Here is a 14674-nt window from a genome sequence, read left to right as displayed (position 1 = left end):
CAGTGTCTCCAGTCGTGTATCCGGGATGACAGATGTCATGGGTGAGGCCCCCTAGGGGATCCGAAGATCCGCCGACAGGGGGCCTCACCTGCGATGACGTTCCCGTCCCCGCGCACGGGCGCGGTCCGGGAGATCCCGGCCGGACCCCGCGGAAGGGGCCGGTGGAGCGTCAGCTGCCGTTGGTCGGGATGGTGACCGTCCGCTCGGCGAGCGTCTTGCCGCGCAGCGCCTGGGTCACGGCGCCCGCCACCTCCTCGACACTCACCGGGTGCTTGGAGCCGTCACCCCGGGTGACCATGACGCCGTTGAAGGTGTCGCCGTAGAGCTCCTTGAGCGCGGCCCGGTCGTACGCCAGGGCGAGCGTTCCGTCCGGGTTGGCCTTCACCGAGAGGAACTTGGGGATGGACTTCTGCGGGCTGAAGGGGATGCGGTGCGCCGGATCGGTCTGGATCACGATCAGCCCGGACATCGCGGGCTTCGCGATCTCCTCCATGGCCTTGTCCACGGCCGCCTTGGAGACCTTGGGCTGCTGGGCCTTGGCGGCCAGCACCACGGGGGTGTCCTTGCCGGTGGCCACCCGGTCCCGGTAGGCCTGCTCGACCTTGCTCTTGGAGGCCTTGGCGTCGACGGCCTTGTACGGCGTGCCGTAGTGGGCGACGGCCTGGCCGTTCTCGAAGGTGATGCCGCCCTCCTTGACCGCGCCGTCCGCGCCCGCCACCGCCTGCAGGGCGTTGTCGAGCTTCTCCTCGTCCACCAGCATCGCCGGAGGGGCGATGCGGGTGCCGCCGAAGAGCGAGCCGATGACGGAGACGGGGTTGTAGTCGCGGCCGGCGGCCTTGTTGACCGTCTCCTTGGTGTCGACGCTCAGACCGGCCTGGGCGGGGCTCAGGCTCTGTTCCTTGCCGTCGACGGTGAGCTTCAACGGCGCGGTGAGGCGGTCCTTCAGGGCCGTGTCGAGCTTCTTGACCGCCTCGTCCTTGCTGGTGCCGCCGATGTCCACGCCGAGCGCGGTGGTGCCGTTGGGTACGTCGGCGTGGTCCAGGACCAGGCCCGCGCCGTACGCCACGCCCGCCAGGACCACGACCGCGGCCCCCAGCAGCACGATCTTGTTGCGGCCCTTCTTCTTGGGCGGGTTGATCGGCTCGGGGATCTTCGGGCGCGGCTTGGGCGCCTGGGAGCCCGCCGCGGGGCCGGGCGGGAAGGGCGAGCCGGCGGCCGGTCCGCCGCCGGCCGGGACCGTCGGGATGCCGCTGGTGAGGGTGTCACCGGAGACGTTCCCCGGGCCGGATGCGCTCCCCGGACCAGAGGTGTTCCCCGGCCCGGCGCCCTGGCCCGCGCCGCCCGGCAGGCCGCCGCTGATGCCTCCGGTGACGCCGATGCCGCTGCCCGGGCCCGCCTGCGGCGAGGCCGGCGGCTGCGGCGTGAGCACGGCGGTGTCATCGCTCATACGGGGCAGGCCGTCCGGGCCCTGGCCCGCATCGCCGTATCCGGGCGCCGGGTCCAGCGGCATGTCGCCGGTGACCGGACCGGTCGTCGGGCCGGACGGGCCCTGCGGGGCGGCCGCGCCGTTGCCCGACACGGGCCGGTCGAACGGGCCGGCCTCGCGCGCCGGCCGGTCGAAGGGGCTCTCCCCGCCGGGAAGGTCGAAGGGCGAGGGGCCCGGGGCCGCCGGGCCGTCGGAGAAGTACGGCAGGTCGGGCCGCTTGGGCTCGCCCGTACCGTTGGCCGGGGCCGCCCCGCCGGACGGCGCGGAGGGACCGGGCGCGGCAGGCGCACCGGAGGGACCGGGCGCGGCAGGGGACTTGCGCGGCGCGAACCAGTCGCTCGTCTTGTCGGCCGCCGCGGCCTCGCTCTTCCGGTCCGGGCCCGAGCCCGGCCGCGGCGTGCTGCCCGTACGCTCGCCGCCCGGCTCGGCGGCGCCCAGGGACGCGGACGCGCCGGAGGCGGCGGCCGAACTCCCGCCACCGCCGGAGCCGTTCGCCGACGGCTCCTCACCCACGGGCGTGCGCACCACGACCGGCGGGATGGGCCGCGACCCCGGAATGTTGATCTTGATCCGCGTCGTCAGCGTGGTCTCGGTCTTCTGTTCCTCCGGCTGTGCGGCACCGGCCGCCTCGTCGGCGTTCCCCCGCGGGGTCCCGTACGGCGGCGTCCCCGACGGGTACGCGGCACCGCCGCGCCCCTGAGGACTGGAGGACGGGCTGTCAGATTCACGACTCAAAGCAGGTTCTCCCGGTTGGCTCCGCCGCTCGTCAGAGATGGTCCCCGGTCTTCGGCAGGGAGGTGCCCCCAGGGCGGCTCGGCGGCGCGCACCACCATACTGTCCGCCGTCGGTGGGCACCTGGCGAGCGGGGGAATGCCCCGCGCACGGGCGTCCGCGCGGCACTCGAAATGATCACTAAGCGCAGCACGTCACTTGCCGGATCGGGCCATCCGCGCCCCCGCCGACCGCATTTGCGCGGTCGTGGCGCAGATCACAGCCACCACGATCCCGCCCAGCAGGTACAGGTACGAGCCCAGTCCGGCGCCGAAGAGGAAGTCGCCCTCGGGGCGGCTGGTGGTCAGCAGCATGACCGTCACCAGCCAGCCGGCGCCCGGCACCAGCACGCCCGCGGTGGTGCCGGTGGCCAGCGCGCCCCCGTAGAAGAGGCCGCCCGCGCCGAGCAGCGCCAGCAGCAGCCCGCCGGGGAACCACCCGGCCTGGACCAGCCCGCCGGCCACGGCGACCAACACGCCCACCACGAACAACAGCACATACGTTCCGATGCGTCCGGGCGTCAGGGGCCGGGGCGCCCCGGTGGCGACCGCCGGGGCCGCTGCCGCGCCGCCCGCCGCCGCGGACCCGGCCCGCGCCCGCCTGCCGTCCCCGGCCGCGCCCTGCGCACCGCCCGGGCCGCTCTTGCCGCCGCCCCGCTGCCCGTTCTTCGCCGCGCTCACGCCGCCGCCTCCTGGTCGGTCCCCGCGAAGAGGTCGTCCTCGCGCTCCCCCTCCGGCGCCCCGGACTTCCCCTGTACGAGCTGGTAGTACTCGGTGCCGAACAGCGGCTGTCCCAGGTCGTTGGAGAGCGCGAAGAACGGCCCGTCGACGGCGATCTGGGTGGCGTGCGCCCGCATGGCCTCGGCCTTGGCGGCGGCACAGGGGGCGCCGCCGGAGATCTCGGCGGTGATCAGGGCGTCGGGCACCACGCCCGGCACGTCCTCCACCGCGGCGACGCCGGGGAAGGTGTGACCCGAGGCGCGCAGCCGGGCGAAGCCCTCCTCGACCACCGAGCGGGGGCTGCGGTTCCAGTAGATCTTGTCGATGGTGTGTGCGGGGCCGTGGCCGGGAGGCCCGAAGGCGGGGTCGGCGGCGAGTTCGGCGGCGCGCATCGCGACGCGGTGCGCCTGGATGTGGTCGGGGTGGCCGTAGCCGCCGTTCTCGTCGTAGGTGACGAGGACCTGCGGCCGTACCTCGCGGATGACGGCGACCAGATACCCGGCGGCCTCGTCCAGGTCGGCCTGCCAGAAGGCGGTGGGTCGGTCGTTCTGGGGGACGCCCATCATCCCGGAGTCGCGGTAGCGCCCCGCGCCGCCCAGGAAGCGGTGGTCGCGCACCCCCAGCGCGCGCATCGCCTCGGCCAGCTCGCCCACGCGGTACGGGCCGAGGGCGTCGTCGCGGTCGGGGGCGAGATGGGCGAGCCCGGGCGGGATGACCTCGCCCTCCTCGCCGAGTGTGCAGGTCACGAGCGTGACCAGGGCACCCTCGGCGGCGTACTTGGCCATGGTGGCGCCGTTGTTGATCGACTCGTCGTCGGGGTGCGCGTGCACCAGCAGCAGTCGGCGGGCGGGAAGGTCGGACATGGGGACAGGGTACGAGCCAGGTGCCCGCACCCCGGAAACGGCCGCACGTCAGCGGCGGCCACGCCTCAGAACTTGATGCCGCCGATCATGTCCGCGACATTAGTGGTCAGCGTCTTGACGGTCGGCGCGACCGAGGAGCTGGCCAGGTAGAAGCCCAGCAGCATGCAGATCACCGCATGCCCGGCCTTGAGACCGGACTTCTTGATGAGCAGGAAGACGACGATCGCCAGCAGCACCACCGCCGAAATCGAGAGTGCCACGGCGGCTCACCTCCAAGGACTTCAAGTACACACGGTCACAAGACAGTTGGACGGCACGGATATCGGGCGGCGAGGCACCGCGAGCGGTCACACGCCAAAGCCTCCATACCCACCTTCCACCACGCGCAAAGGATCATAACTTTCCGCGCCCGTGCATATGTTGGGTGTACGGGAGCAGATCAGGGGCGCACGCGTTCCCCCTGCGCGCGTCCGGCGTGAAGCCATGACCCGTAGGCTCCTGAGCATGACCGGACAGCCCAGTTTTCCCCGGCAGTACGCCCGTACGCAGCGCTTCACACTCGGCGCGCCACGGGCCTTCACCGTCTCCCCCGACGGCCGGCGCGTCGTCTTTCTGCGCTCCCGTTCAGGGACCGATCGAGCAAATGTGCTGTGGGTCCTCGACCTCGACGAGGGACGGGAGTTCGCCGCCGCCGACCCCGCCACGCTGCTCGGCGGCGCGGCGGAGGAGCTGTCCGCCCAGGAGAGGGCGCGCCGCGAGCGCACCCGTGAGGGCTCCGGCGGCATCGTGGGCTACGCCGTGGACGGCGCGGCGGAGTTGGCCGCCTTCACCCTCTCCGGACAGCTGTTCGCCACCGAGCTGCGGGCCGGCACCTCCCGTCAACTCCCCGTCCCCGGCCCGGTGGTGGACCCCCGGCCCGCGCCGGACGGCAGGCACATCGCCTACGTCTCCCAGGGCGCGCTGCGCGTCGTCGCGGCCGACGGGAGCGAGGGCGCACCCGCGGACCGCGCGCTGGCCGAGCCCGAGGGCCCCGAGGTCACCTGGGGGCTCGCGGAGTTCATCGCGGCCGAGGAGATGGGCCGCCACCGGGGCCACTGGTGGTCCCCGGACAGCGACCGGCTGCTGGCGGCCCGCGTGGACACCTCGCCGGTACGGCGCTGGTGGATCGCCGACCCCGCGCACCCGGACCGCCGCCCGGCCGAGGTCGCCTATCCGGCGGCCGGCACCCCCAACGCCGAGGTCACCCTGGCCCTGATCGGCCTGGACGGCTCGCACACCCCCGTGACCTGGGACCGCGAGCGCTACCCCTATCTCGCCCGGGTGCACTGGTCGGCCGCCGGGCCGCCGCTGCTGCTGGTCCAGAGCCGCGACCAGCGCACCCAGCACTACCTGGCGGTGGACACCGAGACGGGCGCGACCCGTACGGTCCACGCCGATGAGGACACGGCGTGGGTCGAGCCGTACCCCGGCGTGCCGGCCTGGACCCCCGACGGCCGCCTGGTGCGCATCGCCGACGAGGGCGGCGCCCGCAAGCTCTTCGTCGGCGACCGCCCGCTGACCGGCGCCCCGCTGCACGTACGGGCGCTGCTGGACATCGGCGAGGACGACGTGCTGTTCACCGCGAGTGGCCGGGACCTGCACGACATCGGCGTCTTTCGCGCCTGGTACCGCGGCAGCGGCGACCAGGGCGGCTGGGAGCGGGTGGGCGAGCGGCCGGGGCCCTCGGTGTCCTCGGCGGTGCGCTCGGGAGAGGTGACCGTGCTCTCCCAGGTGTGCGCCGAGCGGCCCGGCGCCCAGGTGGAGGTGGTGCGCCTGGGGCCGGACGGCAAGGCGGAGCGGCTGGCGGCGGTCGGCTCCTGCGCCGAGACGCCCTCGCTGACCGCGCGCCCCCGCTTCGTACTCTCCGGCGAGCGGGAGATCCCGTGCGCGGTGCTGCTGCCGTCCGGCCACCGGGAGACGGACGGGCCGCTTCCTGTACTGCTGGACCCTTACGGCGGCCCGCACGCACAGCGGGTGGTGGCCGCCCACAACGCCCATCTGACCTCGCAGTGGTTCGCCGACCAGGGCTTCGCGGTGATCGTGGCGGACGGGCGCGGCACCCCCGGCCGCTCCCCCGCCTGGGAGAAGGCCATCGCGCGCGATCTGGCGGCGGTGGTCCTGGAGGACCAGATCGACGCGCTGCACGGCCTGGCCGGTTCCTTTCCGCTGGACCTGGACCGGGTCGCCATCCGCGGCTGGTCCTTCGGCGGGCTGCTGGCGGGGCTCGCGGTGCTGCGGCGGCCCGATGTCTTCCACGCGGCGGTGGTGGGCGCGCCGGTCACCGACCAGCGGCTGTACGACACCCATTACACCGAGCGGTACTTGGGCCACCCGGACCAGGAGCCAGCGGTCTACGCCGCCAACTCCCTGGTGACCGACGAGGGCCTGTCGGGCGCCACCGGGCCGCACCGCCCGATGATGCTGGTGCACGGGCTGGCCGACGACAACGTGGTGATGGCGCACACCCTGCGGCTGTCCTCGGCGCTGCTGGCGGCCGGCCGCCCCCACGAGGTGCTGCCGCTGTCCGGGGTGACCCACATGACGCCGCAGGAGCAGGTGGCCGAAAACCTCCTGCTGCTCCAAGTCGACTTCCTCAAGCGGTCGTTGGGGATGCGCTGAGACGGGCTCGTACGGGCCGGACATCCCGTACGAGCCCCCCTGCGCGCGTTCGAACACCGCGCGTACGGCAGGTCTACTCCAGTCCTCTTTCGGGGACAACCGCGCGGGACGGGAACGCGAGTCAAGACACGGCAAGAACAGCCGGAACGGCGAGAGAGCAGCAACATCGGCGCACGGCAACCGGCCGGGGCCCCTGGGGACCCCGGCCGGTTCACGGCACCCGCACGGCCGTACGCTGTCGATGATGGCGCGTTCGTATATCGGTGTTGCGACAGTCAAGTTGCCTTCATGTTAAAGAAGTTGGGCACGAAATGTCGCCCATGCCGCACGGCCTCGACCACTGTCAAGCACGCCGCCGCGTCAGTATGCGTAATCTTCGCTCAAGAAGCGAACAAGGTGTCCACGCGCTCTTCTCTTCCCCTTGACTAGCCCATAAATCACTTGCCAAAGTCCCGCTCAACCCAGCGACGCGGCTCCGTGTCGCTTCACGTTCCAAGAGAACTCGGCGCGGGGGCACTTCGCGATGACCAGTCCATCCCAGGCCGCAGTGACGAAGGGCCACAACTCCGGTTCCGGTCCCGTGGATCCGGCCGCACCACCGGACAAGAAACTCGTGGGCCGCTCCCCGGGCCAGCTCATGTGGACCCGATTCAAACGGGACCGCTCGGGAGTGATCTCGGCCTGGATCGTGATCGCATTCTTCGCCGTCGGACTGCTGGCTCCGGTGATCTCCAAGCTGTACGGCAAAGATCCCTACACCCGGTACGGGCAGGAAATTCCGGGCCTGCTCAACGACTTCGGATATCCGATCAAGCCGAACGGCGGAATGGACGGTGAGTTCTGGTTCGGACTTGAACCCACACTCGGCCGCGATGTGTTCATGCAGTTGATCTACGGAATGCGTACATCGCTGCTGCTGGCGCTGGCGGTGACCCTGCTGTCGGTGATCACTGCCATCGTGCTGGGCGTGGCCGCCGGCTATCTCGGCGGCAAGACGGACTATTTCATCGGCCGCGTCACCGACCTGCTGATGGGCTTCCCCAACCAGCTGTTCTTCGTGGCGTTCATGCCCATCGTCACCGCCCTGTTCGTCGACCCGACGGACGAGACGCCCACCTACGTCCGCATGGTCGCGCTGGTCCTGGTGCTGTGGTTCCTGGGCTGGATGGCGCTGGCCCGCATCCTGCGCGGCGTGGTCCTCTCGCTGCGCGAGCGCGAGTACGTGGAGGCGGCCAAGATCAGCGGCGCCTCGCCCTGGCGGATCGTCCGCAAGGAACTCCTGCCCAACGTGGTCACGCCGATCCTCGTGCAGGGCACGTACATGCTGCCCAACGCGGTGACCTCGATCGCGGGCCTGTCCTTCCTGGGCGTGGGGCTGGTCGAGCCCACCCCGGACTGGGGCCGGATGTTCGCCACCGGCGCGCAGGTCTACGAGAACGACCTGACGTACATGGTCTTCCCCGGCGTCGCGATGGTGATCTTCATCGTGGCCTTCAACCTCCTGGGGGACTCCGTCCGGGACGCCTTCGACCCCAAGACCAACCGCTGACCCGCTGACCCGCCGGCCCGCCGGCTGTTCCACCCCAAGACCCACCCGCAGATCCACGCGCGAAGACCGCACCACCGGACACAACCAACAGGCAGGTGCAGACGTACCGATGACAATCATCCAGCGAGGTATCCAGCTACGCAGAGGGCGCGCCGCGACGGTGGCGCTGGCCGCGGGGGCACTCGTACTCAGCGCCTGCAGCAGCGGCGGCGGAGGGGGCAGCGGCGGCGAGAACCCCAAGGGCCCGCAGGCCAAGGAGCTGGGCATGGTCCAGTACGCCGACGCCTCGGCGTCCACCGGCCCGGCCAAGGAGGTGGCGGGCGCCAAGAAGGGCGGCACCGTCCGCGTCCTGCAGCGCGACAGCTTCTCCCACCTGGACCCGGCCCAGATCTACGTCTCGGACGAGGGCGTGCTCTCCCAGCTCATCCACCGGCGGCTGACCACGGTGAAGCTGGACAACGAGGGCAAGTACTCCGTCGTCGGCGACCTGGCCACCGACAGCGGCAAGCGCTCCGAGGACGGCAAGACCTGGACCTTCACGCTCAAGGACGGCATCAAGTTCGAGGACGGCACGCCCATCACGTCCAAGGACATCCGGCACACCTTCGAGCGGCAGTTCGCGACCTTCGTCACCGAGGGCCCCACCTTCGTACAGGGCTGGATGGCGAACACCGCGGGCACCGACTACCGCAAGCTGCTGCCCGGCGGCGGCTACGACGGCAAGCACCTGCCCGACTCGGTCCTTGCCACCCCGGACGCCAAGACGGTCGTCTTCAAGTTCAAGGAGCCGCAGAACGACCTGCCGTACGCGCTGAGCATGCCCGGTTACGGCGTGGTGCCCGACGGCGCGAAGGACACCAAGGAGAAGTACGACAAGGACCCGCTGGCCACCGGCCCGTACAAGATCGACAACTTCAAGCCGGGCAAGTCGATGACGCTGGTGCGCAACGCCGCGTGGGACCCCAAGACGGACTCCTACCGCCACCAGTACCCGGACAAGTTCGAGATCACCTTCAACCACCAGTTCGAGGACTACAGCAAGCGCGTCATCTCCGACACCGGTGACAACCAGTACGCCACCACCTTCACCAACCAGGTCGACGCCAGCTCCGTCCAGAAGGTGCTCAGCAGCGACGCGATCAAGAAGCGCACCGTCTCCGGCTACCAGAGCTATGTCGCGATGTACGCGATGAACATGGACCGGATCAAGGACAAGAAGGTCCGCGAGGCCATCGCCTACGCGCTGCCGATCAAGTCGGTGCTGGCCCCGTACGGCGGCTCGGCCGGCGGTGACCTGGCGGGCAGCACCATCAGCCCGCTGCTGCCGGGGCACGACAAGACCTACGACCCGTACGGGAAGCTGAAGAACCCCAACGGCGAGCCGGAGAAGGCCAAGAAGCTCCTCCAGGAGGCGGGCAAGGTCAACATGAAGCTGACCTACGCCTACGCCAACAGCAAGGAGGACCAGCAGGTCTCGGTCGCGGTCGCCGACGCGCTCAAGCGGGCCGGCTTCGACGTCCAGCGCAAGGAACTTCCCGCCGACACCTATTACGACCTGGTCGGCAAGGTGAAGAACGGATTCGATCTCTACCGCAACAACTGGGGCCATGACTGGCCGAGTTCCTCGACCGTCATTCCTCCGCTGTTCGACGGGCGAAAGATCCAGGACGGCGCCAACAACTACTCCCATGTGAACGACCCGACGGTCAACAAGGAGATCGACCGGATCCAGAAGATCGCCGACCCGGCCAAGGCGGCCGAGGAGTGGTTCGCGCTCAACAAGAAGATCCTCGAGGACATCCTGCCGGTCGTCCCCGCGTACTACTACAAGCAGATGCAGATCAGTGGCTCCAAGATCGGCGGCACTGTCTACAACAACTCGCTGAGCGATCTCGATCCGACCCGGCTCTACGTCAAGCAGTAGCAGCCGCTTCGGGTCCCCGGGTGCCCGCCTTCCGAAAAGGGCGGCGGGCGCCCCCGGCACCATCCAGCCAATGCCGCCCAGGCCGTCCCGAAAGCACCTATCGACATGCTGCGATTTCTGCTCCGCCGATCCCTCGGCGCGGTAGCCATTCTGCTGATCATCAGCGCTTTCACGTTCTTCCTCTTCTACAGCATTCCCCGCGACCCGGCGCTGCTGGCCTGCGGAAAGAACTGCACCCCGGACGCCCTGGAAATCATTCGCAAGAACATGGGCATCGACAAGCCGGTCCCCGTCCAGTACTGGGAGTACATGGTCGGGATCTTCGCGGGCCGGGATTTCGCCGTCGGCCCCTGCCCGGCGCCCTGCCTGGGCTACTCCTTCGTGGACAACAACCCGGTGTGGGAGACGATCCTGGACCGCTTCCCGACCACCGTCTCGCTCGCCGTCGGCGGCGCCGTGGTGTTCCTCACCGTCGGTCTGGGCGCCGGGATGCTGGCCGCCTGGAAGCGCGGCACCTTCGTCGACAAGGCCTTCAGCTCCGCCTCGCTGGTGCTCAGCTCGATGCAGATCTACTTCCTGGGCCCGCTGGTGCTGGCGCTGCTGGTCTACCAGCTGCAGCTGTTCTCGCAGCCCAAGTACGTGCCCATCACCGAGAATCCGGGCGGCTGGTTCGTCGGACTGATCATCCCCTGGTGTGTGCTGTCGGTCATCTTCACCGCCAACTACACCCGTATGGCGCGCTCTTCGATGGTCGAACAGCTCCAGGAGGAACACGTCAAGGCCGCCCGCGCCAAGGGCCTGACCGGCCGCGCGGTCTTCTTCCGCTACGCCTGGCGCGGCTCGCTGATCCCCATCGTCACCATCTTCGGCATCGACATGGGCTCGCTCTTCGGCGGCGCGATGATCACGGAGTACACCTTCACGCTGCCGGGCCTGGGCCGGCTGGCCGTCCAGTCCGTCACCAACACCGATCTGCCCACCCTGATGGGCGTGATGCTCTTCTCGGCGACGGCCATCATCCTCTTCAACATCCTCGTGGACGCCACCTACGCGTTCATCGACCCGCGCGTGCGCCTGTCCTAGGAGTGCCGTAATTGACTCCTCTCCCTCGTCGTCGAGGGGGATGCCTGGCTCACTTGGCCTGACCCCTAACAGGGGGCAGGGCTTACAAGATCAGTACCAGCCGGGTTGAGACCAGCCCGGACGAGCATCACGCGGGCGGAGTTCTTGTCCCTGGGGGACTCCGCTCCGCACGCGGTGCACGTATACGTTCTCTCGGAGAGGGGGAGTGCGTGCTTGGCTCTCGCTCCGCACTGCGCGCAGTCCATCGTGGTGTGCGCGGGATGGATCAGGTGCACGGTGCGCCCGTGCTTGCGGGCCATCTCGATCAGCGCCGCTTTGGTCGCACTGATCGCGGCGTCAGCGGCCTTGCGGGCCATGATGGTACGGCTGAGGAACTTCGGCTGGAAGTCCTCCACTGCGATGTGGTCGAAGTCGCGGACGACGGTCTTGGCCCACTTGCGCCCGGTGTCCTGCCGTCGCCGGGCGATCTTCTTGGACACCTTCGCCGCCGCCTGGCGGGCCTTGCGGTAGCCGTTCGTGTCGGGCCGGTTCTTCGGCGTCGCGCGGCGGGCCATCATCCGCTGGTACCTGGCCAGCTTCTGTGCGGCGGTCTTCCCGTGCTCGGCATGGGACAGGTCGTGAGCATCGGATGTGGTGGTGGCGGTCTCCTTCACGCCCCAGTCGATGCCGATCGCCCGCCCCGTGGCCGGTGCGCGGGTGGTCTCGGCGACGGCGACAAACGAGGCGTACCAATGGCCGAGGCTGTCCCGGTACACCCGCACGCTGGTCGGGCCGGACGGCAGGTCCCGCGACCACACCACGCGCAGCACGATCCCGCCGGCCAAGTGCAGACGGCCGTCCTTGACGCGGAATCCGCGCTGTGTGTAGTTCAGCGACGGGGCAGCCTCACGCTTCCGCTTGATCCGGGGCATCCCAGCCCGCTGCCGCATCGGCAACCTGGCCTTGATGTCCCCCAGCGCCTTGGCGCGGGACTTCGCGAAGTCCCGGATGATCTGCTGCTGCGGAACGCTCGCGCCTTCCCGCAGCCACGCCATCGACTGCCGGGCCTCGGTCAGCATCTTGTCGAGCTGCGCCGGGCCGCATGTCGTGTTCTCGCCGGCGGCCTTGTGGTGGGAGTGCGCCCGGCGGGACACGGCGACGCATTCGTTCCACACCCAGCGGCAGCGCCCCCACTCGACTTCGAGCCGGGCGAGCGCACCGGACGACACACGAAGCCGGAAGGTGTACCGGGCATGCCCGGCCACCGTTGCGGCTTTCACTGCGGTCGTCATGTTTCAGAACCTAACAGCCCCCACTGACAACGGAAGAGAGTGCAGGTCAGAAGAGATGCGCAGCGAACTCCGCCACTTTGCGGCTCCAGCCCGAGGACCTATTCCTCCCTCGGCTGAAGCCGGGGCCATCTTGGGAGACATCTGGTGACCACCCTGACCAAGGAAGCGGACAGCCCGGCGCCCGCCGACTCCGGCGCGTTCCTGTCGGTCCGAGATCTCTATGTGCACTTCTCCACGGAGGACGGCACCGTCAAGGCCGTGGACGGCCTCTCCTTCGACCTGAAACGCGGTCAGACTCTTGGCATCGTCGGCGAGTCGGGCTCCGGAAAGTCCGTCACCAACCTCGCCGTGCTCGGTCTGCACGACCCGCGCAACACCTCCGTCTCCGGCGAAATCATCCTGGACGGACAGGAGTTGACCGGCGCGGACGAGAAGAAGCTGGAGAAGCTGCGCGGCAACAAGATGGCGATGATCTTCCAGGACGCGCTGACCGCTCTCTCTCCGTACTACACCGTGGGGCGGCAGATCTCCGAGCCGTTCCGCAAGCACACCGGAGCCTCCCGCGGCGAGGCCCGGCAGCGGGCGATCGAGATGCTGGCGAAGGTCGGCATCCCCAACCCCAAGCAGCGGGTGGACGACTACCCGCACCAGTTCTCCGGCGGTATGCGCCAGCGCACGATGATCGCGATGGCGCTGGTCTGCAACCCCGACCTCCTGATCGCGGACGAGCCGACCACCGCGCTGGACGTCACCGTACAGGCGCAGATCCTGGACCTCCTCAAGGACCTCCAGCAGGAGTTCGGCTCCGCCATCATCCTGATCACCCACGACCTGGGCGTGGTCGCCAACACCGCGGACGACCTGCTGGTGATGTACGCGGGCCGGGCCGTGGAGCGCGGTTCGGTACGCCAGATCCTCAGCGAGCCCCAACACCCGTATACCTGGGGCCTGTTGGGGTCCATGCCGCGGCTGGCCTCGGACGTGAGCGAGCCGCTGGTGCCGATCCCCGGCACCCCGCCGAGCCTGCTGGCGCCCCCCTCGGGCTGCCCCTTCCACCCCCGGTGCGCCTTCCCGCAGGAGGTCGGCGGCACCCGCTGTACGGACGAGCGCCCGCTGCTGCCGATGGGCCGGGGCAGCGCCTGCCACCTGAGCGCCGAGCAGAAGCACACCTTCTTCGTCGAAAAGATCAAGCCCCGGCTGGGCTAGGGAGTCGACCACCATGACCGAGCACGTCACCCTCCCCGCCCCCCGCGACGCGGCGCCCGGCAGCGGCGAACCGCTGCTGGTCGCCGAGGGGCTGACCAAGCACTTCCCCATCCGGGGCGGCTTCCCCGTCAGGCGCACCGTCGGCGCCGTACAGGCCGTGGACGGCATCGATCTGACCGTGCACGCGGCCGAGAGCTTCGGGCTGGTCGGCGAGTCGGGCTGCGGCAAGTCGACCACGGGACGGCTGCTGACCCGCCTGCTGGAGCCCACCGCCGGCACCATCACCTATCGCGGCCGCGACATCACCCACGCCGGCCGCAAGCAGCTCGCGCCCATCCGCTCCGAGATCCAGATGATCTTCCAGGACCCCTACTCCTCGCTCAACCCGCGGCAGACGGTCGGCACGATCATCGGCGGCCCGATGCAGATCAACAAGATCGATCCGCCCGGCGGGCGCGAGCAGCGGGTCCGCGAACTCCTGGAGATCGTCGGGCTCAACCCCGAGCACTACAACCGCTTCCCGCACGAGTTCTCCGGCGGCCAGCGCCAGCGCATCGGCGTCGCACGCGCGCTCGCCCTGGAACCCAAACTGATCGTCGCCGACGAGCCGGTCTCCGCCCTGGACGTCTCCATCCAGGCCCAAGTGGTCAATCTGCTGCAGGAGTTGCAGCGGGAGATGGGCATCGCCTTTCTCTTCATCGCGCACGACCTGGCGGTGGTACGGCACTTCAGCCAGCGGGTCGCCGTGATGTACCTGGGCAAGATCGTGGAGGTCGGCGACCGCGACTCCATCTACGGCCGCCCCCGCCACCCGTACACCCACGCCCTGCTCTCCGCCGTACCCGAGGCCTCCTTGACGGACGAGGAGGCGGACCGCGAGCGCATCCGCCTGGCCGGCGACGTCCCCTCCCCCGTCAACCCGCCCTCCGGCTGCCGCTTCCGCACCCGCTGCTGGAAGGCCCAGGACCGCTGCGCCTCCCAGGAACCACCCCTGATCCAGATCGCCGGGAACCACCCCGGCCACCTCACCGCCTGCCACTTCCCCGAGGAGCCCACCACAGCGGCCCGCGAGGAGGCCATCATCCTGGACCCGGCCCTGGCCGCGATCGAGGAGACCGACGCGAGCTAGGGGCGCGGGGAACTC

General features: G+C 70.0%; 11 protein-coding genes. 6 read left to right on the top strand and 5 right to left on the bottom strand.

Annotation, left to right across the window (positions count from 1 at the left end):
* Positions 1-169: 169 nt before the first annotated feature.
* The 4 genes from AC4IJH_RS20530 to AC4IJH_RS20515 all read right to left on the bottom strand — a co-directional run bounded on the left by AC4IJH_RS20530 (position 170) and on the right by AC4IJH_RS20515 (position 4099).
* Positions 170-2221, bottom strand: coding sequence for a hypothetical protein (locus tag AC4IJH_RS20530; protein WP_490853242.1), 2052 nt, complete (start codon positions 2219-2221; stop codon positions 170-172).
* Positions 2222-2412: 191 nt separating this feature from the next.
* Positions 2413-2937 carry a DUF6113 family protein gene (locus AC4IJH_RS20525; RefSeq protein WP_490853241.1) on the bottom strand — a complete coding sequence of 175 codons (525 nt, stop codon included), beginning with the start codon at positions 2935-2937 and terminating at the stop codon, positions 2413-2415.
* Positions 2934-3839, bottom strand: a complete 906-nt coding sequence (gene mshB, locus AC4IJH_RS20520) for an N-acetyl-1-D-myo-inositol-2-amino-2-deoxy-alpha-D-glucopyranoside deacetylase (protein WP_490853240.1) — start codon at positions 3837-3839, stop codon at positions 2934-2936. The genes AC4IJH_RS20525 and mshB overlap by 4 nt, the downstream gene beginning before the upstream one ends.
* Positions 3840-3904: 65 nt before the next feature.
* Positions 3905-4099 (bottom strand): hypothetical protein, encoded by a 195-nt coding sequence (locus AC4IJH_RS20515; RefSeq protein ID WP_490853239.1) that lies wholly within the window; start codon positions 4097-4099, stop codon positions 3905-3907.
* A 244-nt stretch (positions 4100-4343) separates the two neighbouring features.
* Here AC4IJH_RS20515 and AC4IJH_RS20510 point away from each other — a divergent pair, with 244 nt between their 5' ends.
* The 4 genes from AC4IJH_RS20510 to AC4IJH_RS20495 all read left to right on the top strand — a co-directional run bounded on the left by AC4IJH_RS20510 (position 4344) and on the right by AC4IJH_RS20495 (position 11053).
* Entirely contained in the window at positions 4344-6497 is a 2154-nt protein-coding gene (locus AC4IJH_RS20510) for a S9 family peptidase (RefSeq protein WP_490853238.1), read from the top strand.
* 523 nt (positions 6498-7020) lie between these two features.
* Complete coding sequence (locus AC4IJH_RS20505; RefSeq protein ID WP_490853237.1) at positions 7021-8046, top strand: ABC transporter permease; 1026 nt, start codon at positions 7021-7023, stop codon at positions 8044-8046.
* A gap of 109 nt (positions 8047-8155) precedes the next feature.
* Positions 8156-9970, top strand: a complete 1815-nt coding sequence (locus AC4IJH_RS20500; RefSeq protein ID WP_490853236.1) for an ABC transporter substrate-binding protein — start codon at positions 8156-8158, stop codon at positions 9968-9970.
* A gap of 105 nt (positions 9971-10075) precedes the next feature.
* Positions 10076-11053: an ABC transporter permease gene (locus AC4IJH_RS20495; protein ID WP_490853235.1), complete on the top strand. Its 978-nt coding sequence runs from the start codon at positions 10076-10078 to the stop codon at positions 11051-11053.
* A gap of 65 nt (positions 11054-11118) precedes the next feature.
* Here the strand turns inward: AC4IJH_RS20495 and AC4IJH_RS20490 are convergent, their stop codons facing one another.
* Positions 11119-12324 carry an RNA-guided endonuclease InsQ/TnpB family protein gene (locus tag AC4IJH_RS20490; protein ID WP_490853234.1) on the bottom strand — a complete coding sequence of 402 codons (1206 nt, stop codon included), beginning with the start codon at positions 12322-12324 and terminating at the stop codon, positions 11119-11121.
* Positions 12325-12468: 144 nt separating this feature from the next.
* Between AC4IJH_RS20490 and AC4IJH_RS20485 the strand changes: the two genes are divergently transcribed.
* Positions 12469-13530 (top strand): ABC transporter ATP-binding protein, encoded by a 1062-nt coding sequence (locus tag AC4IJH_RS20485; protein ID WP_490853233.1) that lies wholly within the window; start codon positions 12469-12471, stop codon positions 13528-13530.
* Between the two features lie 13 nt (positions 13531-13543).
* Positions 13544-14659: an ABC transporter ATP-binding protein gene (locus tag AC4IJH_RS20480; protein ID WP_490853232.1), complete on the top strand. Its 1116-nt coding sequence runs from the start codon at positions 13544-13546 to the stop codon at positions 14657-14659.
* Positions 14660-14674: the final 15 nt, after the last annotated feature.

The organism is Streptomyces sp. UF-297 (genome assembly GCF_058245575.1).
This window is presented reverse-complemented; position numbering and strand designations above follow the sequence as displayed.

What these genes read in the sequence shown, in the direction of transcription:
- mshB (WP_490853240.1), bottom strand. Translation starts at nt 3,839, where the DNA reads ATGTCCGACCTTCCCGCCCGCCGACTGCTGCTGGTGCACGCGCACCCC.
- AC4IJH_RS20510 (WP_490853238.1), top strand. Translation starts at nt 4,344, where the DNA reads ATGACCGGACAGCCCAGTTTTCCCCGGCAGTACGCCCGTACGCAGCGC.
- AC4IJH_RS20505 (WP_490853237.1), top strand. Translation starts at nt 7,021, where the DNA reads ATGACCAGTCCATCCCAGGCCGCAGTGACGAAGGGCCACAACTCCGGT.
- AC4IJH_RS20500 (WP_490853236.1), top strand. Translation starts at nt 8,156, where the DNA reads ATGACAATCATCCAGCGAGGTATCCAGCTACGCAGAGGGCGCGCCGCG.
- AC4IJH_RS20495 (WP_490853235.1), top strand. Translation starts at nt 10,076, where the DNA reads ATGCTGCGATTTCTGCTCCGCCGATCCCTCGGCGCGGTAGCCATTCTG.
- AC4IJH_RS20490 (WP_490853234.1), bottom strand. Translation starts at nt 12,324, where the DNA reads ATGACGACCGCAGTGAAAGCCGCAACGGTGGCCGGGCATGCCCGGTAC.
- AC4IJH_RS20480 (WP_490853232.1), top strand. Translation starts at nt 13,544, where the DNA reads ATGACCGAGCACGTCACCCTCCCCGCCCCCCGCGACGCGGCGCCCGGC.